Annotated in this window: 28 protein-coding genes; 20 read left to right on the top strand and 8 right to left on the bottom strand. The window is 61.1% G+C overall.

Features of this window, described 5'->3' with window-relative positions; all coding sequences use genetic code 11:
- Entirely contained in the window at positions 1–312 is a 312-nt protein-coding gene (locus ACZ5YA_RS33120; protein ID WP_464091787.1) for a DNA-binding protein, read from the bottom strand.
- 65 nt (positions 313–377) lie between these two features.
- Here ACZ5YA_RS33120 and ACZ5YA_RS33115 point away from each other — a divergent pair, with 65 nt between their 5' ends.
- Positions 378–551, top strand: coding sequence for a hypothetical protein (locus ACZ5YA_RS33115; RefSeq protein WP_464091786.1), 174 nt, complete (start codon positions 378–380; stop codon positions 549–551).
- 243 nt (positions 552–794) lie between these two features.
- Positions 795–1,055 (top strand): hypothetical protein, encoded by a 261-nt coding sequence (locus tag ACZ5YA_RS33110; RefSeq protein ID WP_464091785.1) that lies wholly within the window; start codon positions 795–797, stop codon positions 1,053–1,055.
- A gap of 23 nt (positions 1,056–1,078) precedes the next feature.
- On the opposite strand, the gene ACZ5YA_RS33105 is transcribed toward ACZ5YA_RS33110, so the two are convergent.
- Complete coding sequence (locus ACZ5YA_RS33105; RefSeq protein WP_464091784.1) at positions 1,079–1,309, bottom strand: helix-turn-helix domain-containing protein; 231 nt, start codon at positions 1,307–1,309, stop codon at positions 1,079–1,081.
- An 83-nt stretch (positions 1,310–1,392) separates the two neighbouring features.
- On the opposite strand from ACZ5YA_RS33105, the gene ACZ5YA_RS33100 reads away from it, so the two are divergent.
- Positions 1,393–2,109, top strand: coding sequence for a S24 family peptidase (locus ACZ5YA_RS33100; protein WP_277757517.1), 717 nt, complete (start codon positions 1,393–1,395; stop codon positions 2,107–2,109).
- On the opposite strand, the gene ACZ5YA_RS33095 is transcribed toward ACZ5YA_RS33100, so the two are convergent.
- Complete coding sequence (locus tag ACZ5YA_RS33095) at positions 2,106–2,786, bottom strand: OB-fold protein (protein ID WP_464091783.1); 681 nt, start codon at positions 2,784–2,786, stop codon at positions 2,106–2,108. The genes ACZ5YA_RS33100 and ACZ5YA_RS33095 overlap by 4 nt on opposite strands.
- Before the next feature lie 266 nt (positions 2,787–3,052).
- On the opposite strand from ACZ5YA_RS33095, the gene ACZ5YA_RS33090 reads away from it, so the two are divergent.
- The 9 genes from ACZ5YA_RS33090 (at position 3,053) to ACZ5YA_RS33050 (ending at position 8,822) form a co-directional block, all read left to right on the top strand.
- Entirely contained in the window at positions 3,053–3,523 is a 471-nt protein-coding gene (locus ACZ5YA_RS33090) for an HNH endonuclease (RefSeq protein ID WP_464091782.1), read from the top strand.
- 38 nt (positions 3,524–3,561) lie between these two features.
- Entirely contained in the window at positions 3,562–3,939 is a 378-nt protein-coding gene (locus ACZ5YA_RS33085; protein WP_464091781.1) for a hypothetical protein, read from the top strand.
- Between the two features lie 3 nt (positions 3,940–3,942).
- Positions 3,943–4,311: a hypothetical protein gene (locus ACZ5YA_RS33080; RefSeq protein WP_464091780.1), complete on the top strand. Its 369-nt coding sequence runs from the start codon at positions 3,943–3,945 to the stop codon at positions 4,309–4,311.
- Between the two features lie 159 nt (positions 4,312–4,470).
- Positions 4,471–4,794, top strand: a complete 324-nt coding sequence (locus ACZ5YA_RS33075; protein ID WP_464091779.1) for a hypothetical protein — start codon at positions 4,471–4,473, stop codon at positions 4,792–4,794.
- Positions 4,791–4,997, top strand: a complete 207-nt coding sequence (locus tag ACZ5YA_RS33070) for a hypothetical protein (protein ID WP_464091778.1) — start codon at positions 4,791–4,793, stop codon at positions 4,995–4,997. Before ACZ5YA_RS33075 ends, ACZ5YA_RS33070 begins: the two co-directional genes overlap by 4 nt.
- Before the next feature lie 21 nt (positions 4,998–5,018).
- On the top strand, positions 5,019–6,098 hold the full coding sequence (locus ACZ5YA_RS33065; protein WP_464091777.1) for a hypothetical protein: 1,080 nt from the start codon (positions 5,019–5,021) through the stop codon (positions 6,096–6,098).
- On the top strand, positions 6,085–7,695 hold the full coding sequence (locus ACZ5YA_RS33060) for a YqaJ viral recombinase family protein (protein WP_464091776.1): 1,611 nt from the start codon (positions 6,085–6,087) through the stop codon (positions 7,693–7,695). The genes ACZ5YA_RS33065 and ACZ5YA_RS33060 overlap by 14 nt, the downstream gene beginning before the upstream one ends.
- 37 nt (positions 7,696–7,732) lie before the next feature.
- Complete coding sequence (locus ACZ5YA_RS33055; protein WP_464091775.1) at positions 7,733–8,248, top strand: hypothetical protein; 516 nt, start codon at positions 7,733–7,735, stop codon at positions 8,246–8,248.
- A gap of 82 nt (positions 8,249–8,330) precedes the next feature.
- On the top strand, positions 8,331–8,822 hold the full coding sequence (locus ACZ5YA_RS33050) for a hypothetical protein (protein ID WP_464091774.1): 492 nt from the start codon (positions 8,331–8,333) through the stop codon (positions 8,820–8,822).
- Positions 8,823–8,827: 5 nt separating this feature from the next.
- Here the strand turns inward: ACZ5YA_RS33050 and ACZ5YA_RS33045 are convergent, their stop codons facing one another.
- On the bottom strand, positions 8,828–9,148 hold the full coding sequence (locus ACZ5YA_RS33045) for a hypothetical protein (RefSeq protein ID WP_464091773.1): 321 nt from the start codon (positions 9,146–9,148) through the stop codon (positions 8,828–8,830).
- A gap of 25 nt (positions 9,149–9,173) precedes the next feature.
- On the opposite strand from ACZ5YA_RS33045, the gene ACZ5YA_RS33040 reads away from it, so the two are divergent.
- From ACZ5YA_RS33040 to ACZ5YA_RS33015, 6 genes are read left to right on the top strand one after another with little or no spacing between them, the layout of a single operon-like run.
- A complete protein-coding gene (locus tag ACZ5YA_RS33040) occupies positions 9,174–9,833 on the top strand; it encodes a DUF551 domain-containing protein (RefSeq protein WP_464091772.1) in 660 nt (219 codons plus the stop codon).
- A gap of 5 nt (positions 9,834–9,838) precedes the next feature.
- Positions 9,839–10,063: a hypothetical protein gene (locus ACZ5YA_RS33035; RefSeq protein WP_464091771.1), complete on the top strand. Its 225-nt coding sequence runs from the start codon at positions 9,839–9,841 to the stop codon at positions 10,061–10,063.
- 3 nt (positions 10,064–10,066) lie between these two features.
- Positions 10,067–12,127: a hypothetical protein gene (locus ACZ5YA_RS33030; protein WP_464091770.1), complete on the top strand. Its 2,061-nt coding sequence runs from the start codon at positions 10,067–10,069 to the stop codon at positions 12,125–12,127.
- Positions 12,117–12,464, top strand: coding sequence for a hypothetical protein (locus ACZ5YA_RS33025; protein ID WP_464091769.1), 348 nt, complete (start codon positions 12,117–12,119; stop codon positions 12,462–12,464). The genes ACZ5YA_RS33030 and ACZ5YA_RS33025 overlap by 11 nt, the downstream gene beginning before the upstream one ends.
- Positions 12,457–12,747 (top strand): ASCH domain-containing protein, encoded by a 291-nt coding sequence (locus ACZ5YA_RS33020; RefSeq protein WP_464091768.1) that lies wholly within the window; start codon positions 12,457–12,459, stop codon positions 12,745–12,747. Before ACZ5YA_RS33025 ends, ACZ5YA_RS33020 begins: the two co-directional genes overlap by 8 nt.
- Positions 12,747–13,001 (top strand): helix-turn-helix transcriptional regulator, encoded by a 255-nt coding sequence (locus tag ACZ5YA_RS33015; RefSeq protein ID WP_464091767.1) that lies wholly within the window; start codon positions 12,747–12,749, stop codon positions 12,999–13,001. Before ACZ5YA_RS33020 ends, ACZ5YA_RS33015 begins: the two co-directional genes overlap by 1 nt.
- A gap of 107 nt (positions 13,002–13,108) precedes the next feature.
- On the opposite strand, the gene ACZ5YA_RS33010 is transcribed toward ACZ5YA_RS33015, so the two are convergent.
- The 4 genes from ACZ5YA_RS33010 to ACZ5YA_RS32995 are packed head-to-tail and all read right to left on the bottom strand — an operon-like array spanning position 13,109 to position 16,857.
- Positions 13,109–13,942, bottom strand: coding sequence for an NAD-dependent epimerase/dehydratase family protein (locus ACZ5YA_RS33010; protein ID WP_118932259.1), 834 nt, complete (start codon positions 13,940–13,942; stop codon positions 13,109–13,111).
- 58 nt (positions 13,943–14,000) lie between these two features.
- Positions 14,001–14,993, bottom strand: coding sequence for a TRAP transporter substrate-binding protein (locus ACZ5YA_RS33005; RefSeq protein ID WP_464091766.1), 993 nt, complete (start codon positions 14,991–14,993; stop codon positions 14,001–14,003).
- A 56-nt stretch (positions 14,994–15,049) separates the two neighbouring features.
- Positions 15,050–16,321: a TRAP transporter large permease gene (locus tag ACZ5YA_RS33000; protein ID WP_118932257.1), complete on the bottom strand. Its 1,272-nt coding sequence runs from the start codon at positions 16,319–16,321 to the stop codon at positions 15,050–15,052.
- The gene (locus tag ACZ5YA_RS32995) at positions 16,318–16,857 is read right to left on the bottom strand and encodes a TRAP transporter small permease (RefSeq protein ID WP_251877101.1); all 540 of its coding nucleotides are present in this window, start codon (positions 16,855–16,857) and stop codon (positions 16,318–16,320) included. Before ACZ5YA_RS32995 ends, ACZ5YA_RS33000 begins: the two co-directional genes overlap by 4 nt.
- Positions 16,858–17,076: 219 nt before the next feature.
- Here ACZ5YA_RS32995 and ACZ5YA_RS32990 point away from each other — a divergent pair, with 219 nt between their 5' ends.
- A complete protein-coding gene (locus tag ACZ5YA_RS32990; protein WP_054451187.1) occupies positions 17,077–17,970 on the top strand; it encodes a LysR family transcriptional regulator in 894 nt (297 codons plus the stop codon).
- A 193-nt stretch (positions 17,971–18,163) separates the two neighbouring features.
- On the top strand, positions 18,164–18,865 hold the full coding sequence (locus ACZ5YA_RS32985; protein WP_013392682.1) for a DUF3053 domain-containing protein: 702 nt from the start codon (positions 18,164–18,166) through the stop codon (positions 18,863–18,865).
- The last annotated feature ends 67 nt before the right edge of the window (positions 18,866–18,932 follow it).

The following is an 18,932-nucleotide window of genomic DNA, read 5'->3' as shown; positions in this document are numbered from 1 at the left end:
TCAACGATCCCAGCCGCACTCGCCCCGGCCTTCGCTGGCGCACACACATGCAGCGCCGGTCTTGCCCAACTCACGGATAGCGTTCAGATAGCGGCGCGTCACCGGCACCATGCTGAGCGCGCCTACGGCAGCGTCCAGCTTGTCGATGGTGATGCCCTGCGTGCCCGACAAGAAGCGGCTGACCTGGCTGTCATCCCAACCCAGCGCCTCCATGACCGCGGGCTTGAGCCGAGGATCGGTCAGGTATTGACGGAACGAGCGCGCCATTGAGGGCGCTTGAGGCATGTGGGATATGGGGATGGGTGCGTTCATGTGAGTACAGCCTTGAACAAAAGAGCCTGAGTGCGGTTGCGCACGGTGCCGCGCAAACTGGCGGCATGGACAAAATCACCGAAACCGAAAAGCTTCTGCAGCACGCCCAAGACATCGCCCGCCGCACCTTCGTGGACCCGAGCGAAAAGGCCGTGCTGGATATCTTTGATGAGCTGCGCGCCGAGCGAGACCGCACGGCGTGGGCGACTGACGGACGCGAAAGCGCGTCGGTGCATTGATGACCTACACATCGGTCGGCCCTATCGGGATGCGGTTGTCCTGCGGATCGGGATCACGCATCGGATCGCCCCTGTCCATCGACTATTTCGGCGGTTTCGCCACGTGCTACAACTTGTGTCGGTTCGGTGGCACCCCGCACTTCGATTGGCGTCGTGAGTTCGTACGGAATGCCACCGACCTTCACAAGACTCCCAGCAGGGAGCGTCCACAAACGCAGCGATTCATCAGGAGATTTGCTCATAATGGGCCTCTACTTTTTGAGTTACGACTTGCGCAAGGCGCGCAATTACCAGCCGCTTTACGACGAACTCGAGCGATTCGGCGCAACCCGCCCGCTCGAATCCGTTTGGTCTTTCGAGCACACAGGTGCGACAACCGCGGCTCTTCGGGAACACTTCAAGCAATTCATCGACGCGGACGACGGCTTGATCGTTATCAAAGCCAAAGCATGGGCTGGCGCAAAACTCGACGGGACACCGCCAACCCCTGCAAGCTGGGATTGATGCGTAAGGGAGGTGGCGGGCGTTCACGCCGCCTCCTGCTGCGGCGCGGGGTCGGCGGCCCGGTATATCTGATCGAAGGTCAGCTCTACACCGAACGTGGCGGCGTACTCGATCAGCCGCCCCGCGACGGGGGGTGGCACTGTCTGGCCCTTTTTCTCGTAGAGGTAAACGTTGCCCTGCGTGACACCAATACCGGCGGCAAGCGCGGCCTGGGTCACTCCCAACTGCTTTCGGATGGCGTAGATAGCGTTCATGCCACAAATAATAGTGGCACTAGTGATTGGAGTCAATAGTGCCGCTCGTTGCGCCGCTTAATAGAGCCGCTACTATCGCGGCCATGTCCAGCAACACCGTTCGCAAAGCCAAGATAGAAACCGTTCACATTGAGGAAGCGGCCGCTCTTAAACGTCTATTCAAAGAGCGCGTAAAGGTCTCTCAAGCAGCTTTCGGCGCAGAGAATGAAATCGGTACGCAGGGGATGGTGTGGCAATACCTGAACGCGGGAAGTCCACTGAACGTCAAGGTGGCCGTAAAATTTGCCAAGGCCATGGGTATAGACGTTGCGGAGTTCAGCCCCCGCCTGGCAAAGGAGCTCGGCGAAATCGCTGCCGCAGTTCCAGAAGACGATTCCGATGGCTCGGAGTTCATCGCCATTCGGCGGCTAGATGTGCGCGTGTCGGCAGGTCACGGTGAACTTGTGACTTCAGAAGATGAATTGAGCAGGCTTTCTTTCCGCGCAGACTTTTTGCGATCTGCGGGCGCCACGCCGGAACAAACAGTGTCCGTTTCCGTAAAAGGCGACAGCATGGAGCCGCTGATCCCTGATGGAGCGACAATTCTTGTAAATCGAGGTGCCACCTCGATCATCAATGGCAAGGTCTACGCATTCCGACGCGATAGTGAGCTTCTCGTAAAGCGGCTCTATAAAGGAAACGGCGGTTTCATCGCTCGATCCGAAAATCCAGGCGGCGGCTACGAAGACTTGCACCTAGATTTCGATGACCCACAGATCGAAATCATCGGCAGGGCGTTCTGGATGGGTTGCAAACTCTAAGCGACTTTCAGGCCGGCTTTTTTTAGCCTCTCGATAGCTTGGTGCATGCGATCTGCCTGCTGTTCATCAGTCAAGGCGTAGAACGCACCCATGGCTGCAGAGCACGCGTCCTCGTCCTTAGAACAACTGGCGTCATCACGCACCATTTCGGCTATTGCCGCCGATGCAACTCCAATCAGCGTGGCGGCACGCGTCGAGCTTCTTCCTGCATAAAAGTCGGAAACGTCCCGCCTGATATCTGAAGCAACCGCACTCTTCCAAGTGGATGCCATAAGGCAGCCATTGAAGATGGGAACGCCCATGACCACGCCTCGCCCTTTGCAAACCACGCTGACGGGATCGAGTCGGCGTAGCTTCGCCAATTTATCCGTTTCACTTTGGATGAAGTAAGCCCGCACGCCCCATTCGCCGCTCCGGGCGAATTCTATAAAGGGTTCACCGTAGCCCGCCTGAATGGATAGGGCCTCGCCACGCAGGGCGACCACTCTCCCCTCGTACTTCTGGTTTGCAGAGACCTCATTGCCAAGATAAGCCATAGCCACATCACGCGGGCTGGATACGATGAGTCCAAGTCCAGTTGCTAGCTGCGACTTCCCCCCGCTGACACCGTATTGAAGATCCTGCTCAATCAGCAGCTTGTTGATCACACGCATGTTTGGGGTGGGTTGATATGCCATTGCGGGCTGCACGCTCAGGGCACCAATCAACGCAGCACATCGCAACAGTACCGCTCGGCGTGAACCAACCATGTCTATCCCCTATGAAGTGTCCCTTAGATCGTAGCCCATAGCTTCCTCGATCCACACTCCGATCCGTCGAAGGTCGAGTAGAAAAATTCCTACAAAATAAAAATACTAGCGGCACTATTGACACACCATAACTAGTGCCGCTATTATTTCTCCCATGCACTCACAACCCGTGAGCAACCAGGGAGAAACAGGACATGGATGTACTGACGCTTGAACTGAGAGACCGCAAGGGCGATGTGCGCCGCGCTCTGCTCGATCAAGGCGATGCGCACCTGCTGGGCTCGTACACCTGGCACATCTGCCAGGATGGCTATGTCCGCCGCAAGTCGCACGGCCGGCACGTCTACCTTCACCGCCTGATCATCGCCGCGGCCGCCGGGCAGCTTGTCGACCACATCAACGGCGACGGCTTGGACAACCGCAAGGCCAACCTGCGCCTTTGCAACCGCGCTGAGAACGCCAGGAACTGCCACCTCGCCAAGAACAACCGGTCAGGCTTCAAAGGCGTCTCCAAGGTTCGTGGCCACCGCTGGATGGCGCAGATCAAATTCAACGGCAAGCACATTCACCTGGGCCAGTTCGAAGATCCGCGCATCGCCGCGCACGCCTACAACCGAGCCGCCGTGGAATTGCACGGCGAGTTCGCCCGGTTGAACCCTCTCTAACCCCACTACCCCGCCCCGGTAGGGGCTAGGAGACCACCATGAAAGTCACCCAAACCGTCAAGGCCTGGTTGCCGAGCCATAGCTTGATGACGCCCGAAGAGTTGACCGACCCTGACCGCGTTCAGCTTGGATACCTGTCTTTCACAAGACTGGAATCGGACATGACTGATTGCGGCTACACCCTCGTGGGTGAGGCGAGCGTCACCCTGGATTTGCCCGAGCATCGCCAGTTGATCGACGCCAAGGTCGACTCCCTGCGTGCCGAGGTCAAGAAGGTCCGCGCCGAGGCGGAAGCGAAGGCGAACTTTCTCGAAAGCCAGATCAGCAATCTGCTGGCCATTGAACACAGCCCCTCGTCTGCAGCCACGCATTACGAAGACATGGCGCGGCAGGCCGATCTGGAAGCGAGGAACTGAATCATGGGCGCCCTTCCCAACTTCCGTATCTCGCCCGAGCAGGAACTGCGCATGGACCTGGCCGGCGATCTTCGCCAGGCGCTGCGCGAAGGCCAGCACGAGGTCATCCGCTATACGGCGACCGCCGAGAACCGCCAGCTGGCCGCGCATGCCGTCTACGAAGACAGCATCGGCAATCAGTCGCTGGTGGACGCCTTCGACGCTGTGGCCCGCGCCTACGCCCTGGGCGATCCGTTCGGCCGCATCGGCGAGCTGTTCAGCAGCTTCATGGACCGCGCCAGCGCGCACTACGTGGAGACGCTGGCCGACGCCATCGAAGACCCCGAGCGCCAGCTTGATGTGCGCTTCGAACTGCCGGCGCGCCGCAAATGATCGGCTTCCTAATCCTGGGCTTGATCCTGCTGGTGCAGGCCATCGCCGACGCCTGGAGGTCGCGCAAATGATGACCGCCTACGCCGTGTGGGGCGTGGCCGCCCTTTATGCAATTGCGCTGATCGGCGACTACCTGATGGCGCACTTCTGGAGAGACGAATGAGCGATACCTACCAGCCTATCTATGACGCGGTCCGCAGCCGAATCGGCCATGCCGACGTTGGTCAAGCCGTTGAAAGCGCGCTGCGCGAAGCCTTCGGCAACTCCGACCACATCATCCGGTGCGCTGTGCAGGAAACCGTCAACGAATTGCAGCGCCCCGCCGCTGTCTTCCGCCCGGCGATCAGCATGGACGGCAGCCAGTGGTGCGCGCTGTATGGGCAGAACTTGCAAGACGGCGTGTGCGGCTTCGGTGATACGCCCGATGCCGCGATGCGCGCCTTTGATCAGGCGTGGCTCACGGCCAAGGCGGGGCCGCAATGATCCGCCGCCTCCTGCGCGCCCTGCGCCAGCTTGACCGTCACGAATGGGTCGGTGCTGCCTGCGCCGTCGTCTTCGTCGGCGGCATGGTCGCGGCTTACGGCGACCGCCAGCAGCGCGACGAGCAAGCCCAATCCCCCACCCTCACCACCTGCGAAGGCTGCGGCAAGACCGCCGTGGCCGCGCGCCAGCCGACCCACCGGTAACTCCATCCAGAAGAGGAAATCATGTCCGAACATCAAGGAGCCCTTGCCGTCGCGCAGGGATTCAATGAACAAACCCAGACCTACGCCGTGGTCGAGACTGCCTCGACGGCCATCGCGGCTCAATCAAAGGCGATGGTCGAATCCCGCTACGTCATGGCTATGCGAAACCCGCGCCAGTGGGATGCCGTGCGCCAGGAACTGTTGAGGGAATGCCGGCGCCCGACGTTCGCCCACAACAAAAGCGCCTACTACATCAAGCCCATCGGCGACGGCGTGGAAGGCCTGGGCATCCGCTTCGTCGAAGTGGCGCTGCGGTGCATGAAGAACGTCCTGATCGAGACGACGATGATCTTCGAGGATGACGCCAAGGAAATCCATCGGGTTTCCGTCACGGACCTGGAAGCGAACATCACGTATCCGCTGGATGTCCGTGTCTCCAAGACTGTCGAGCGCAGCAAGCCGGCCAGTGACGGTACGTACATCAGCGTTCGCAAGAACAGCTACGGCAGGAACGTCTACACGGTCCCAGGCACGGACGACGACATTCTGAACAAGCGCGGGGCACTGATTTCCAAGGCGATCCGAACCCTGGGTCTTCGTGTCATCCCCGGTGACCTGTGCGATGAGGCCGAGGAAATCATCAAGCACATCCGCCTAGACCAGGCAGCCAAGGACCCCGATGCCGAACGCCGCAAGATTGTCGACGCCTTTGCAGAGATCGGCGTCAAAGCTACCGATCTGACCGATTACTTGGGGCACGACCTGGGCAAATGCTCTCCAGCCCAGATCGTGAGCCTGCGCGGCATCTACGGCGCCATTCGCGACGGTGAGGCCACGTGGCAGACGGTCATGCAAAACAAGGCCGACATGGAGGGGAATGGCACCGGCGCTGGCAATGGTGTCGGCGGCACGTTGCCTGTGTGCACGGCCGAGCAATTCGAGAAGAAATCCGCCGAATGGCGGCCGCTGATCGCATCAGGGAAGAAACCGGTCAACGCCCTGATCGCAATGATCCAAACCAAGATGACCCTGACCGAGGACCAGAAGGTGGAGATCGCGTCCTGGGCATCGACCAACGGAGAAAACAATGCAGACGCATGATCTCGTCCAGGGCTCGGACTCCTGGCACCAGTTCCGAAGCCACCATTGGGGCGCCAGCGAGGCGGCCGCGATGCTCGGGCTCTCATCTAAGGTAAAGCGCACTGAGCTGCTGCACATGAAGCACACCGGCACGGCCCAGGAGTTCACCGAATGGGTGCAGCGAAATGTCCTGGACTACGGGCACGAAGTCGAGGCGCTTGGCCGTGTCTTGATCGAGGAAATCATCGGCGAGGATCTGTACCCGGTGACGTGCTCGGATGGAAACCTGTCGGCATCCTGCGATGGCATGAACATGGGCGAAGACACCTTGTTCGAGCACAAGCAGTGGAACGAGGCTTTGGCCGAGTCTGTCCGCGCGGGCGTAGTGCCGGACGAGTACATGCCGCAGTGCCAGCAGCAGCTGATGGTGACGGGCGCGCAGCGGGTGATTTTCACCGTGTCCGACGGCACCGAGGAGAACCTGGTGTACACGGAAGTGACCCCGGATTCGGCATGGTTCACCCGCATCCGTGAGGGCTGGGCGCAGTTCGAGAAGGATCTGGCCGCCTACACGCCAGTCGAGTATGCCGAGAAGCCGGCAGCGGCGGCCATCATGCGGCTGCCCGCGCTATCGGTGCAGATTCGGGGCGAAGTCGTCACCAGTAACCTGCCGGCCTTCCGCGAAGCCGCCACGACGTTCATTGAAGGTATCAAGACCGACCTGGCTACCGATGAGGATTTCGTCAACGCGGACGCCACCGTGAAGTTTTGCGGCGAGGCCGAGACGTCGCTGGAAGCTGCGCGCTCGGCCGCCCTGGGCCAGACGGCCTCGATCGACGAGCTGATGAAGACGATCGACTTCCTGAAAGACCAGTTCCGCACGAAGCGGCTGGCGCTGGAAAAGCTGGTCGAGGCAAAGAAGAAGTCGATCAAGGAAGCGGCGATCACGACAGCGAGGGACGCGTACGTCGAGCACGTCAAGGCTCTTGAGAAGGAAATCGAGCCGGTCAGGCTTGTCATCCAGCCGGGGCCCGACTTCCTGGCCGCCGCAAAGAACAAGCGCACTCTGGCGAGCCTGCACGATGCTCTGAATACAGAGCTCGCGAACGCCAAGATCAAGGCAGATGCTGCGGCGAAGTCTGTACGCGAGAACCTGGGTTGGTACGAGGGCAACGCGGCGGACCACAAGTTCCTGTTCGCGGACCTGGCTTCGCTGGCGCTGAAACCGGCTGACGACTTCCATCTGATCGTCCGGACCCGGATCACGGAGCACCAGAAGGCCGAAGACGCGAAGCGCGAGGCCGAGGAGGCTGCGAAGACGGTTGTGGAGACGGCCAAGACTGAAGCCGCGCCTGTGCCCACGCCAGCGGCCACGTCGACTCCGAAGACGCTGCCCAGCGGCGGGGCGGTCATCAGTCAGCCCACCCTGAAGTTGGGCCAGATCGGCGAGCGCCTGGGTTTCACGCTGACGGCGGATTTTCTGCGCACCCTCGGTTTCGAGCCGGCCAGCCGTGATCGTGCCGCCATGCTCTATCACGAACGCGACTTCGACCATATCTGCGAGGCCCTGGTGAAGCACATCACCACGGTACGCGCCGAGCTGGCCGTGGCCGCCTAACCCTTCCCCAGCAGCACAACCTACGGAGCAATCCCGCATGTTCTCGATCACCGAGCAAACCGCAACCCTGGCGCATATCAACGTGCGCACCGAGCGCCACGGCGATGAGCCTGCCGGCGCGGCAGACCTGAAGATCAGCTTCACTGATGGAAACGGAGTGCTGTCCGAGTTTCACCCGGTGCTGCGCTCGTTTCTCTACAAGCAAGAAGAATCCCCCGACCAGGGCGAGATTCCCGTGGGCGATGCGCTGACGGTGCGCCGCTTTGGCGACCTGATCGAAAAGATCCGTCTCAAGCATGAACTCATCGGCGCATTGGTCGTGATCGGCTTTGGCCTGGGCGGTTCATCCGATATCGATCTGGACCCCGCCGACGTGGATGGGTTCGCCGCGGAACTCATGGAAGGTGGCAGCGTGGTAATCACCTTCCGCGTGAAGTGTCACCCCAGCGGAGAGCAGATCAAGAAGCTGTACGAAGTGCTGGGCAACGACATCACGATCAGCATCACGCCCGCCGTCGAAAAGCAGCAGAGCCTGGGCCTGACCCTGGAATAACCCTTTCGGCCGGCGCGGCGGCGGGGCTACCTCAAGCCACCCCCACCGCTGCCGGTGCCGGCCACCTACATAGAGAACGACCATGATCCCCGCCATGAACCGCCAGCAGCGCCGCATGATAGAAAAGCAGCAGGCCCGCGTGCGCGCCACGCGCCGGCCTGATCGCCCTGCCCGTCTGCCCATGCTCATCAAGACCCAGCAGACCCTGGCGCCGCTGGAAGCCATCATCGACCAGATCGAACGCGACGGCACCGTGACGGTGGACGCGCGCGGCGAGCCGATCTTCCACTGCGTCGCGGACGGCGAGTGGTACGCCAGCGCGCCGGCTATCGCAGGCATGGCGGACTTCTTCGACATGTGGGCGACGCGGCACGGGCGCGAATTCAAGGCCACGGCGCTGCGCCAGCTCGCCAAACGGCTGGACGTGGGCATGCCGATAGACGGGCCGCTGATGGCCGCGCTGCACGCCGAGATCCCCTCGCTGCGCCGCATCGGTGCCGGGCTGACGCAAGCCGTCGCGTCCGACCTGCTGCGTCAGACGCAGATCCTGGCAGAGATGGACGCTAGGCCATGACCAGTTCAGTCCTTAGCTTCAGGCCAGTAGCCGACTGCCAGGAACGGAGGTTCGGAACGAATCACTTTGTCCACTTCTACCTGAGCTTTCAACACGGCCTGATATTCGTGGCGGCGGCAAACCAAAACGGGCCCATCCTGACCCGCCGAAAAACCCATCGGGTTCCCGGTTCGAGGAGATGCCAAGTAAATGACATCCAGCGTTTTGTCCGTCAGCTCCAAGCCAGACTTTTTCAACTCAGCCCGCAAGTGCTTGACATAGGCCTCGGGCGTGACAGCAGTTTTCGACGACATGTTGAACCCTCCACCATATTGAGTGGTGGCCATCGTACCGCATCATCAGGAGCCTGACATGACCGCCCTCCCCGTTGGCTGGAAGCCGATTGAATCAGCGCCCAAGGACGGCAGCCGCGTACTGCTTTGGAATCGACATTTCGACGCGCCATGCTCCGGTCAGTTCTACGGCTTTGGCGATTGGCGGATGGATGGGAATCTGCCACCGTTTGTCTATCAGCCGTCGCACTGGATGCCGCTCCCCGCCGCACCGTGCCAGACCTGCAACGGTCACGGTATGGTAGGTGGCTTGACGCCGCATTCCGGCTACGACGCTGAGCCTTGCCCTGATTGCTCAACCCCTCCCGCCAGCGCACAGGACGATGCGAAGGACGTCCCCGTCGACGTGATGGCCGCGCTGGACCGTATGTGCACGCCGCTGCATACGTCCGTTCTCAGCGGGGCGACCGCCGACGCTGACGCCTTCAGCATGCAGCTCATCCGCGATTACATCTTGCGCCGGCCGGCTCCCGCTGCTGGCGATGCGCGGGATGCGGAACGCTATCGAAGCCACCGAGCAGCTTTGACCAGCGTGGACACTACGTGGCTGGACAATGTGACCGCGGCCCTGGAAGCGATGGGCCTTGATCCTGATGGCACCGTTCTGCCGACTGCTGAACAGGTGGACGCCGCCTTTGACGCCGCCATTGCCGCCCAGCAGGGCAAAGGGGAGGTGTGATGGCAATGACCAAGAAGGAGCGCGAGGACTACGAACGCATGCGGCTCGCGCTCAAGCGTATTGCCACGTGCTACATGACGCTGAAACAGATCGAACGCGATGCCGAGAAGCGCATCGGGCTTTCGTATCGGGAGGTGTTGGAAATACCGTACGAGAACATTCGAGACGACGCACGGGATGCGGTTCGTGGAGTCCGTGCAGTTCCTGCCTCTCAGCAGCAGGAGGGGTGAGACATGGAAGTCGCCGCCCTATTCGTGGAGACGGATGGCGCCTACTTCGGTGTGCCTGGAGTTCAGCCCTGGGATGAGCCACGGGACGCCAGGACCTACAGCGGTCCGCATCCAGTCGTGGCGCATCCACCCTGCCAGCGGTGGGGCCGATACTGGCATGGCGCGCCGAACAAGCCTCACCAGTTCCGCCTGGGTGAAGACGGCGGATGCTTCGCCGCGGCGCTGACGGCAGTGCGCAACTATGGCGGGGTAATCGAGCATCCAGCCGACTCGCACGCCTGGGCCTGGTTCGGCCTGCGGAAGCCGCCAAAGTCTGGTCGCTGGATTCGGGCCGACCCGCTCGGCGGCTGGACCTGTCACGTTGAGCAGGGGCACTACGGACACCTGTCGCGCAAGGGTACGTGGCTCTACGCAGTCGGAACCGACCTGCCCGAATTGAAATGGGGCCGTTCACCACAACGCATCCATCCCCGGGCCATTGAGCTTCACGGCTACGAAAAGGCCCGTCGCATCGGAATGATGGCCATGGTGGGCGGCAAGGATAAGACCCGCATCCGCAACGCTACCCCCCCCCGAATTTCGCGACGTGCTGCTGGCCATCGCCCGCAGCGCCGGCACATCAATCAACAAGGAACTGGACCTATGACCGACCACACCACCGCCGCCCAGGCGGCAATGCAGGAAGCCGAGCGTGTCACAGCGGCCGATAAGTATTTCGCGGCCCGCACTTGGATCATGGACACGAACGACAACCGGCGCATCTTCGAGGCCGGATTCGACCGCGCCTACGCCCTGCTGTCCAAGCTGCGCGCCCCTGTAGCCGATGAGCGGGCGGCATTCGCTGCAATCGCCAAGCGCCGGGCAGCCGAGGTTGCAGCGATGAATATAGCGGACGGGCACGGGCGCTTTCTTAACGCGCAGGGCCACCAGCAAGCTATCAGTGCGCTTGATTTCTGCGTCGCCCAGTTCTCCGCTCTGCCTGGCTCCCTGGCGGGCGGAAATTGGCGAGATGAATTTTCCCGCCGCGTATATGAGGACTTGGCCGCTGCCGATAATCAGGATGTGCCGCTGGAGGAATACCCGGCACGCATCCTAGGCGTCCTGGACGCCTTGGCAAGCGCCCCTGTAGCCGATGAATCGCCCATGGCGAAGATGGCCGAGGCTCTGCGGGAGAAAGCCAGACAAGAACAGCAGGCTTATCAAGACCGTCGAAATCAGGCTACCGAATGGGGGCCTATGCCTGAAGGTACCGAGGCGGACCATCCAATCCCAAGCGCACCTGTAGCATACGTAGCGGGCGATGAAGCTTCCCGGTATCTCGAATGGGCAAAAGACCGTAGCGCTTGGGAAATGCCCGTGGGCACTCCTGTCTACTACTCTGCCCTGGAAAGCGCCCCTGTAGCCGGGGAGGCGGAAAGCCAATGCGCCAACTGCGGCAAGCCGGCCAGTCAAGCCAAGCACTGCATATCCGAATATCCCGAAGAGGGGGAATGGTTCTGCTCTGAAGAATGCGAACACCAGCACGGGCTTTTGGATTGCCCGCAAGTTACCCATACGGGATACCGGCACCCGGCAGAAGCGGCACGCCTGATAGCCGCCGAGAATGTTCTACGCTCCCTGGCGTCGTGGCTGGGTTGCGGCGGCTTCAATCCTCATGAGGTCAACGCTGATGAGTTCGAACAGAGAATTCGCGATGGTGTTGATAGCTTCATTCAGACGCGATCGAGCTGCGCTATCTACCAGTGGCGTCTCGCCGATAGCGACGGCTGGAACGATACCAGCGAGGGTGTCTTCCGGACAAAACAAGCGAGCCACGGCGCAAGCAGTTACCAGTTTCGTATCTTCTATGCCGCGCCCCAGGCCAGCGAGGCGGTGCGCGATGCCGAGGATGCCGCTCGGTGGCGATGGGCTACGGCCTCCGATGGCAATGCCGACAAGCTTTGCTCCATTGTCCTGTGCCACGGCGGCTATCAGGAGAAGATCAACGAACGTGCCGACTTCTACCGCGCCGCCCTGTCCGCGCAACCGGGCGCGCAGAAGAACGGAGGCCGCGATGCAGAGTGACCGCGAATTGCTGGACCTCGCTGCGAAGGCGGCGGGACTGACCATCGCGCATATGCCGCTGTCAGGCCCGAGCATCTTGGAAGGTTCGGGCATCGGGTCTTCCTGGAATCCGCTCACCGACGACGGCGACGCGCTGAGGCTGGCGGTGAAGCTGCGCATCAGCGTTACGTTCTGGGAAGAGGACGTTTCTGCACTGGTTACGCCGATCAACAGGGAGTTCCCGGGGGAAGACGGGGCATGCCCCTATGCAACGACCCGCCGCGTCATCGTCCGAGCGGCTGCTGAAATCGGCGCCCAGGCCCACCCCGATCACAAGGACGGAGGCGAAAATGGCTGACCTGCATCTGGCCCTCAAGGGCGAATACTTCGACGCCATCAAGGCCGGCACGAAGACCGAGGAATACCGGCTTCTCACACTCCATTGGGCCAACAGGCTGGAGGATAGGAGCTACGAACGGATCGTGCTGACCCGCGGCTACCCGCGCCGAGATGATCACGATCGCCGCCTGGTGCTGCCCTGGCAGGGCTACACCATCAAGACCATCACGCACCCGCACTTCGGCCCGAACCCTGTCACGGTCTATGCCATCGGTGTGCGCACCGACAACAAGGAGCAGTAATGGCACACGCAGCCACACACCAAGCACCGGCCGCGGCGCCGAAGCTGATCTACCGCGTGCACGAAGCTACCCAGGCCCTGGGCGTGTCCGTCGCTACGATCTATCGCATGTGCGATCGCGGCGAGCTGGTAAAGGGGAAGATCGGCAAAACCCGCTCGGTCGGCATCACCGCGGCATCGGTGAATGCTATGCTGGCCCGCATGGTGCCGGCAGAGGATGCCGACGAGGCCAGCACCCCTCAGATGGGTAGCTAAATGGGTAGCCAGGGGCAGAACCAACAATAAGAACGCCCCGCTAACCCGCACGGATAAAGGCCCTAGCCTTTTATCCCCGGACAATACGACATCATCCTGGTCTGATTTCAGGAAATCCTGTCCGTGGTTCCGACGAATTCCAAGGGGCAATAAAAGCCCCCGTGGAACTGGGCGGCGATGGGATCCTCGGGGATGTTCTGAGCCAGGATTTCCGGGGCGAACACCTCGGAATCGTCCTGCGGCGCATAGCCCAGGAATTTCGCGTTGGAATTGTCCCAGCGGTTGCGCAGGTTGTTCGACACCCCGTAGACCACCGTGAAATGGTAGGACGCGTGTTCGACGCAGCGCGCCGTCAATTGCGCCATGTCGCGGTGGCTGATCCAGGTCAACAGCTGGCGGGCCTCGCTCGGGCGGTCGGGCGTACGGAACGTCCCGATCCGCAGGCAGGCGACTGACATGCCGTACTTGTCGGCGTACATCCGGCCCAGGGCCTCGCCGAACACCTTCGAGACGCCATACAGCGAGTCGGGCCGGGGCTGCACGGTGTCATCGAGGAATTTTTCCCGGCGGTGATAGCCGATAGCGTGATTCGAGCTGGCAAAGACCACCCGGCGCACGTTCTGACGCCGGGCCGCCTCGAATACGTTGTAGCAACCCTCGATATTCATGGGCAGGATTTTTTCCCAGACATCGGCGCCGGGGATACCGGCCAGATGGATGACGCAGTCAATACCCTCCATGCAGCGCTCCAGGGACTCGATGTCCCGGACGTCCATCGCGCAGATTTCCTCGCCGGCCTGCGCCGGTTCCTGCGGTGCGATGTCCGCCAGGCGCAGCAAGGCGTACCGGCCGCGCAGATGCGTGCGCAGGCAAAGGCCTATGTTTCCGGCCGCTCCGGTAATCAACACGCGCAGGTTTTCGGGTTGGTTGAAGGGTGTCATCAATCTGTCCAGTTTCTCTTGAATAGGAAAGCGCCGGGGCCGATGCCGTTTGCGCCGGTTACTGCTTCTGCTTGGCGGCGATCAGCGCGTCATAAAGCGCCTGGCCATTGGGCGCTTCGCCGACGAGCTTTTTCACGACCGGCCGCGTGGCCTGCACCATGGAATCGAGATTGCTGGGATAGACGATGGACACGCCCTTTTGCTCCATCGTTTTCATACCCTCGTCGTAGACCTTCCTGTAATAGTCGCGCGCATAGGCCATGGCCTCGTCCGCCGACTCCTTGATCATTTTCTGTTCCGCGGGCGAGAAGCGGTCCCAGCGGTCCTTGGACATGAGCAGCAGCGCTGGATGGATATTGACGTGCGTCATGTTGAAGTACTTGGAGACTTCGATGAATTTATCCGAGACGAACTGGTCCGGCGTCGTCTCGCCGCCATCGAGCACCTTCTGCTGCAGGGCCAGATACAGTTCCGAATAGGCCATGGGAGTGGCTTGCGCCCCCAGGGCCTTGTAGCTTTCGACATAGCCCGGCGACTGGATGACGCGGATCTTCATGCCTTTCAGGTCTTCGGCCGAATTGACGGGCCGGTTGCCGAAAACGTTACGTTCGATCGCCGAAAACCAGCCCAGGCCAACCAGGCCGTACTTGGGCAGGACTTCCATGAATTTGTCGCCAGCCGGCCCGTTGAGGATCTGGTTGGCCTGGTCGACGCTGTCGAACAGGAACGGCGAGTCAAAGACCAGGAATTCCTTGACGATACCGTTCAGGGTCGGTTGGCCCGTGATGACCAGGTCGGTGGCCCCGGCCACCGCGCCCTGGATCATGGTCAGTTCGCCGCCCAGCTGGGAGTGCGGAAACACGGAAATCGTGATTTTTCCGTTCGACTTCGCCTTCAGCACTTCGGCGAATTTCTGCGCGCCTACGTGGAACGGGCTGTCGGTCGTGAGCGTGTGCCCGACGTCCATGTTCAGCGCATGCGACGGCGTGGCAAACATGAGTGCGCTCAGGACGCCGGCGCCAAACATCTTCTTGAATAGCTTCACTTCCATCTCCTCGGTTTTCCAGCCGCCCAAAGGACGCTGTCCTCGGGCAGCCGATCTAGTTTTTATAAGAAAAAGGTACTAATGGCGGGCACGTAAGAAATAATCAGGACATCGAGCACCAGGACGGCGAGGAAAATGACCAGATACTTCGCCAACTGGTGCATTTTCAACTGGGCGACTTCGCACACCACGAACAGGTTCACGCCGACCGGAGGCGTCACCATGCCGACCGCCAGGTTGGTGATGACGATCATGCCGAAGTGGATGGGATCGATGCCGAAGGTGACGCTGATGGGCGCCAGGATGGGCACGATGATGAGGATCGCCGCCAGTGCCTCGATGAACATGCCGACCAGGAACAGCATGACGTTCACCAGCAGCAGGAACACGATCGGATTGGTCGTCACCGACCCGAGCATCGCAGCGACCTGCTGCGGCACCTGATTGATCGTCAGCAGGTAGGCGAACACGGCCGCGAACGCCACGATCAGCAGGATGATGGAGGACATCACCGCGGAGCGCGCGAAAATACCGAGCAGATCCTTGACCGTTATTTCCTTGTAGACGAACAGCCCAAGCGCGAGGCCGTACAACACGGCGATGCAGGAGGCTTCCGTCGCGGTAAACAACCCGCCGTAGATCCCGCCCAGGATGATGACCGGCATCATCAACGCCAGCGTCGCATCCTTCAGGGCGACCAGGACACCCTTGAGCCATCCGGTGAAGCTCACCGCGGTGACTGCGTCAAAGCCCTGGAAGCGGGCAACCAGGCAGACCGTAAGGATCAGCGACACGGTGATCAGCAGACCCGGCAGGATGCCCGCGAGAAATAGCGAGCCGACCGACACGTTCGCCGTCAGCGCATACACGATCATGGGGATCGAGGGCGGGATGATCGCCCCCAGCTCGCCGGAGGATGCGGCAATGGAAGCCGCGAACGACCTGGGGTAGCCCTTCTTTTCCATTTCCGGGATCAGCACGGAGCCGATCGCGGCGGTAGTTGCGGACGAGGAACCCGAAACCGTCGCAAACAGCAGCGAGGTCAGCACCGCGACCGCCCCCAGCCCGCCGCGGATCCAGCCGACGAAGGCATTGGCCAGTTGCACCAGCCGGGCAGCGACACCGCCCGAGGACATCAGATGCCCGGCCAGGATGAAGAATGGCACGGCCATCAGGCTGAACGAATCGAGCGACTGAAACGCCATCTGCGCCACGATCAGCAGCGAGCGGTCGCCCGCCTGCAGGGCAAACGCGGCGGACATGCCCAAGGCGGTGACGATGGGCGCGCCGATTATCAGGATCGCCGTAAACGATAAGAACAGAACCGGGATCACAGCGCCCCTCCTTCACTATTTTGCATGGCGGCGGCGGCTCTTTCCGTCTCTCCGACCGGCTGCGATGCTTCGACACTCATCAATTCCTTGATGACATGCGCGAAGGTATTCAGGCTCATCAGCACACAACCGATGAACATGAACACATAGATGTACGCCATGGGCATTTCCATCGCGGGCGACGTCTGCCTCATGCCAAGCTCGATCAATCTGATCGACTTCCAGGCCAGCAGCACGGCCAGCATCAAAGTCAGGATATGGGCGACAACGCGCAGCCAGCGCGCGACCGACTCAGGCACCATGCCGATGAAGGCATCGACGCCGATCAGGCGCAGGCGGTAGGTGGCGACCGCGCCGCCAATGAAGACGCTGCCGACCATCATGAAACGGCCCAATTCTTCCGCCCAGGGCGTGGAAAATGGAATGCCGGTATAGGTGTAAAGCAGCCGTACAAATACAGAAATTGAAATCGCCAGGACCATTCCTATAAGAAACAGTCCGGCGCACTTTTCAGCCGCGGCATTTATCGAATCCATTATTCGCTGCAGCGTTTGAAGCCTCTGGTGTGAGGCACAATACCCGGCCATGCTGAGCCCTCCCTCTTTGTCTCATTTATTTATTCGCCGCCTTTTTGAGCCAGGCGTTCGATAGGAAATATACTCAGCGGCATGCGATTCGTAAAATTCAAATAACGGAACATTCTTTTCAAAAAAAACGATCGCAACGCCCTCGCGTCTTGATTCGGAGTTTCGATAATGTTGAGTGATCTCAAGCAGTTACGCGCTTTCCTCACGATCGCGCGTTTAGGCAACTTCACCAGGACGGCTCACGAACTGAATATTTCGCAGTCGGCGCTGACCATACAGATCCAGCAGCTCGAGTCCCATCTGCGCACGCGGCTGTTCGACCGCAACCACCGCAGCGTCAGCCTGACGCCGCGGGGCCAGGAGCTCTACCCGCGGATCGAAAAACTGGTGGCTGAAATCGAAGACCTGGTGACCCAGGCCCGCGACACCAGCGACCGGGAACGCGGCACGGTGACCGTTGCCGTGCTGCCCTCCCTGGCCGCAGGCCTCTTGCCGCAGGCGATCCACAGGCTGAACCGCGACTACCCGCGGATCACCGTCTGCGTGCGGGACACCGTGGCCTCCCGCGTCAACGACATGACGCGCAGCGGCGAGGTCGATTTTGGTATCGGCAGTCCGATCAAGCGCGATCAGGAGCTGGTCTGGGAGCAACTGGTGACCGACCGCTTTTGCGCCTACATGGCGCATGACTATCCCTGGGCCGCGCCGGACACCGTGACGCTCAAGGATCTGGCCGAGCATCCGTTGATATTGCCGGTGCGGGAGAGCAGCATTCGCACGCATATCGAGGCGGCGGCCGACAAATTGAAAATCTCGCTGCCGGCGGCCTATGAGGTCGTCTACAACTCGACCGTGCTGGCGATGGCGGCGCAAGGATTGGGCGTCGCCATTCTTTCTGAATTGGCTGCCCGCGAAGGCGATACCAACCGCCTGCGTTGCGTTTCCATCAGCAGTCCGCCGTTATATCGGCACATCGGCATCCTGCGGCGCGCGGGCCGCTCGCTGTCGCGGTCGGCGGAACTGCTGACCGCGGCATTGCGGGAAATCGCCGTCCAGGAATAACTGGAACACGCGCGCACGCGTAACAGGTAGCGGGCGCGACTTCACTTCATTATGTGTGGATTTTGTGTCTTAAAGATTCGATTGCAAACAATTCTGAAAGCGATGGCGGCAAGGAAGGCGACCCGATAAGCTGCGGGCGCCTTCAGGGTATACCCTGAAAATTTCTTTCTTTCGCTTTTAGGAGTTCGATGCGATGAAGTCCCTATTCCGTCCGTTCCTCGTCTTGGCCGCAGCGCTGCCGTTGATGCTGGCCGCTTGCGGCAACAAGGAACCCGAACAGCGTGCCGCGTTCACGCAGTTCCTGCAGACCCGCATCGTCGACAAGCCCGGCGTGCGCGTCCCGCAGTTGACGGATGAAGAGAAGAAGTCCTTCGGCGACTACGCCGCGCAATATGCGGTGATCACCGACTTCAATGCGGGCATGGATGCTTCGGTGAAGCCCTTGTCGGGCATCATGCAGAAAGGCTCCATGCGTTCGCTGAACGATATCGTGACGCGTCGCGACGACCTCAAGACCGTGCAAGCCTCGCTCAATGAAATGGGCGCGGCGCTGAAGGAACAGCAGGCCAAGGCCGACGCCGCGCGCGCTCAGCTCAAGCAGCCGGAAGACCTGAAGGCGGTGTACGACAAGGCCTACGAGAAGACCGTGAGCCTGCCGGCCGACACCTTCCGCGACGTGCTGCCGCAGCTGAACGCAACCTTCGACAGCAGCCTGAAGATCGCCGACTACGTTGCCGCGCATGCCGCGCAGATCGACATTTCCGGTCCCATCGTCAAGGTACAGGATCCGGCCGTGCAAGCCGAGCTGAACAAGCTGCTGCAGGACCTGAACGCGCAAGCCAAGAACGTGCAACAGGCGCAAACGCGCATGCAGGCCGTCATGGTCGGCCGCTAAGCCACGCAGGATCGAAAAAGCCCCGCCGCGCGATGAGCGCGGCGGGGCTTTTTCATTCAGCGCCGGA

It is taken from the genome of Achromobacter sp. JCM 18799 (genome assembly GCF_055395645.1).
This window is presented reverse-complemented; position numbering and strand designations above follow the sequence as displayed.

Coding starts and splice junctions, on each gene's coding strand:
- ACZ5YA_RS33030 (WP_464091770.1), top strand. CDS start 10,067: ATGGAAGTCGCCGCCCTATTCGTGGAGACGGATGGCGCCTACTTCGGT.
- ACZ5YA_RS33065 (WP_464091777.1), top strand. CDS start 5,019: ATGTCCGAACATCAAGGAGCCCTTGCCGTCGCGCAGGGATTCAATGAA.
- ACZ5YA_RS33070 (WP_464091778.1), top strand. CDS start 4,791: ATGATCCGCCGCCTCCTGCGCGCCCTGCGCCAGCTTGACCGTCACGAA.
- ACZ5YA_RS33050 (WP_464091774.1), top strand. CDS start 8,331: ATGATCCCCGCCATGAACCGCCAGCAGCGCCGCATGATAGAAAAGCAG.
- ACZ5YA_RS33040 (WP_464091772.1), top strand. CDS start 9,174: ATGACCGCCCTCCCCGTTGGCTGGAAGCCGATTGAATCAGCGCCCAAG.
- ACZ5YA_RS33015 (WP_464091767.1), top strand. CDS start 12,747: ATGGCACACGCAGCCACACACCAAGCACCGGCCGCGGCGCCGAAGCTG.
- ACZ5YA_RS32985 (WP_013392682.1), top strand. CDS start 18,164: ATGAAGTCCCTATTCCGTCCGTTCCTCGTCTTGGCCGCAGCGCTGCCG.
- ACZ5YA_RS33025 (WP_464091769.1), top strand. CDS start 12,117: ATGCAGAGTGACCGCGAATTGCTGGACCTCGCTGCGAAGGCGGCGGGA.
- ACZ5YA_RS33105 (WP_464091784.1), bottom strand. CDS start 1,309: ATGAACGCTATCTACGCCATCCGAAAGCAGTTGGGAGTGACCCAGGCC.
- ACZ5YA_RS33085 (WP_464091781.1), top strand. CDS start 3,562: ATGAAAGTCACCCAAACCGTCAAGGCCTGGTTGCCGAGCCATAGCTTG.
- ACZ5YA_RS32990 (WP_054451187.1), top strand. CDS start 17,077: ATGTTGAGTGATCTCAAGCAGTTACGCGCTTTCCTCACGATCGCGCGT.
- ACZ5YA_RS33075 (WP_464091779.1), top strand. CDS start 4,471: ATGAGCGATACCTACCAGCCTATCTATGACGCGGTCCGCAGCCGAATC.
- ACZ5YA_RS33020 (WP_464091768.1), top strand. CDS start 12,457: ATGGCTGACCTGCATCTGGCCCTCAAGGGCGAATACTTCGACGCCATC.
- ACZ5YA_RS32995 (WP_251877101.1), bottom strand. CDS start 16,857: ATGGATTCGATAAATGCCGCGGCTGAAAAGTGCGCCGGACTGTTTCTT.
- ACZ5YA_RS33045 (WP_464091773.1), bottom strand. CDS start 9,148: ATGGCCACCACTCAATATGGTGGAGGGTTCAACATGTCGTCGAAAACT.
- ACZ5YA_RS33115 (WP_464091786.1), top strand. CDS start 378: ATGGACAAAATCACCGAAACCGAAAAGCTTCTGCAGCACGCCCAAGAC.
- ACZ5YA_RS33080 (WP_464091780.1), top strand. CDS start 3,943: ATGGGCGCCCTTCCCAACTTCCGTATCTCGCCCGAGCAGGAACTGCGC.
- ACZ5YA_RS33100 (WP_277757517.1), top strand. CDS start 1,393: ATGTCCAGCAACACCGTTCGCAAAGCCAAGATAGAAACCGTTCACATT.
- ACZ5YA_RS33035 (WP_464091771.1), top strand. CDS start 9,839: ATGACCAAGAAGGAGCGCGAGGACTACGAACGCATGCGGCTCGCGCTC.
- ACZ5YA_RS33060 (WP_464091776.1), top strand. CDS start 6,085: ATGCAGACGCATGATCTCGTCCAGGGCTCGGACTCCTGGCACCAGTTC.
- ACZ5YA_RS33055 (WP_464091775.1), top strand. CDS start 7,733: ATGTTCTCGATCACCGAGCAAACCGCAACCCTGGCGCATATCAACGTG.
- ACZ5YA_RS33120 (WP_464091787.1), bottom strand. CDS start 312: ATGAACGCACCCATCCCCATATCCCACATGCCTCAAGCGCCCTCAATG.
- ACZ5YA_RS33095 (WP_464091783.1), bottom strand. CDS start 2,786: ATGGCATATCAACCCACCCCAAACATGCGTGTGATCAACAAGCTGCTG.
- ACZ5YA_RS33110 (WP_464091785.1), top strand. CDS start 795: ATGGGCCTCTACTTTTTGAGTTACGACTTGCGCAAGGCGCGCAATTAC.
- ACZ5YA_RS33010 (WP_118932259.1), bottom strand. CDS start 13,942: ATGACACCCTTCAACCAACCCGAAAACCTGCGCGTGTTGATTACCGGA.
- ACZ5YA_RS33005 (WP_464091766.1), bottom strand. CDS start 14,993: ATGGAAGTGAAGCTATTCAAGAAGATGTTTGGCGCCGGCGTCCTGAGC.
- ACZ5YA_RS33090 (WP_464091782.1), top strand. CDS start 3,053: ATGGATGTACTGACGCTTGAACTGAGAGACCGCAAGGGCGATGTGCGC.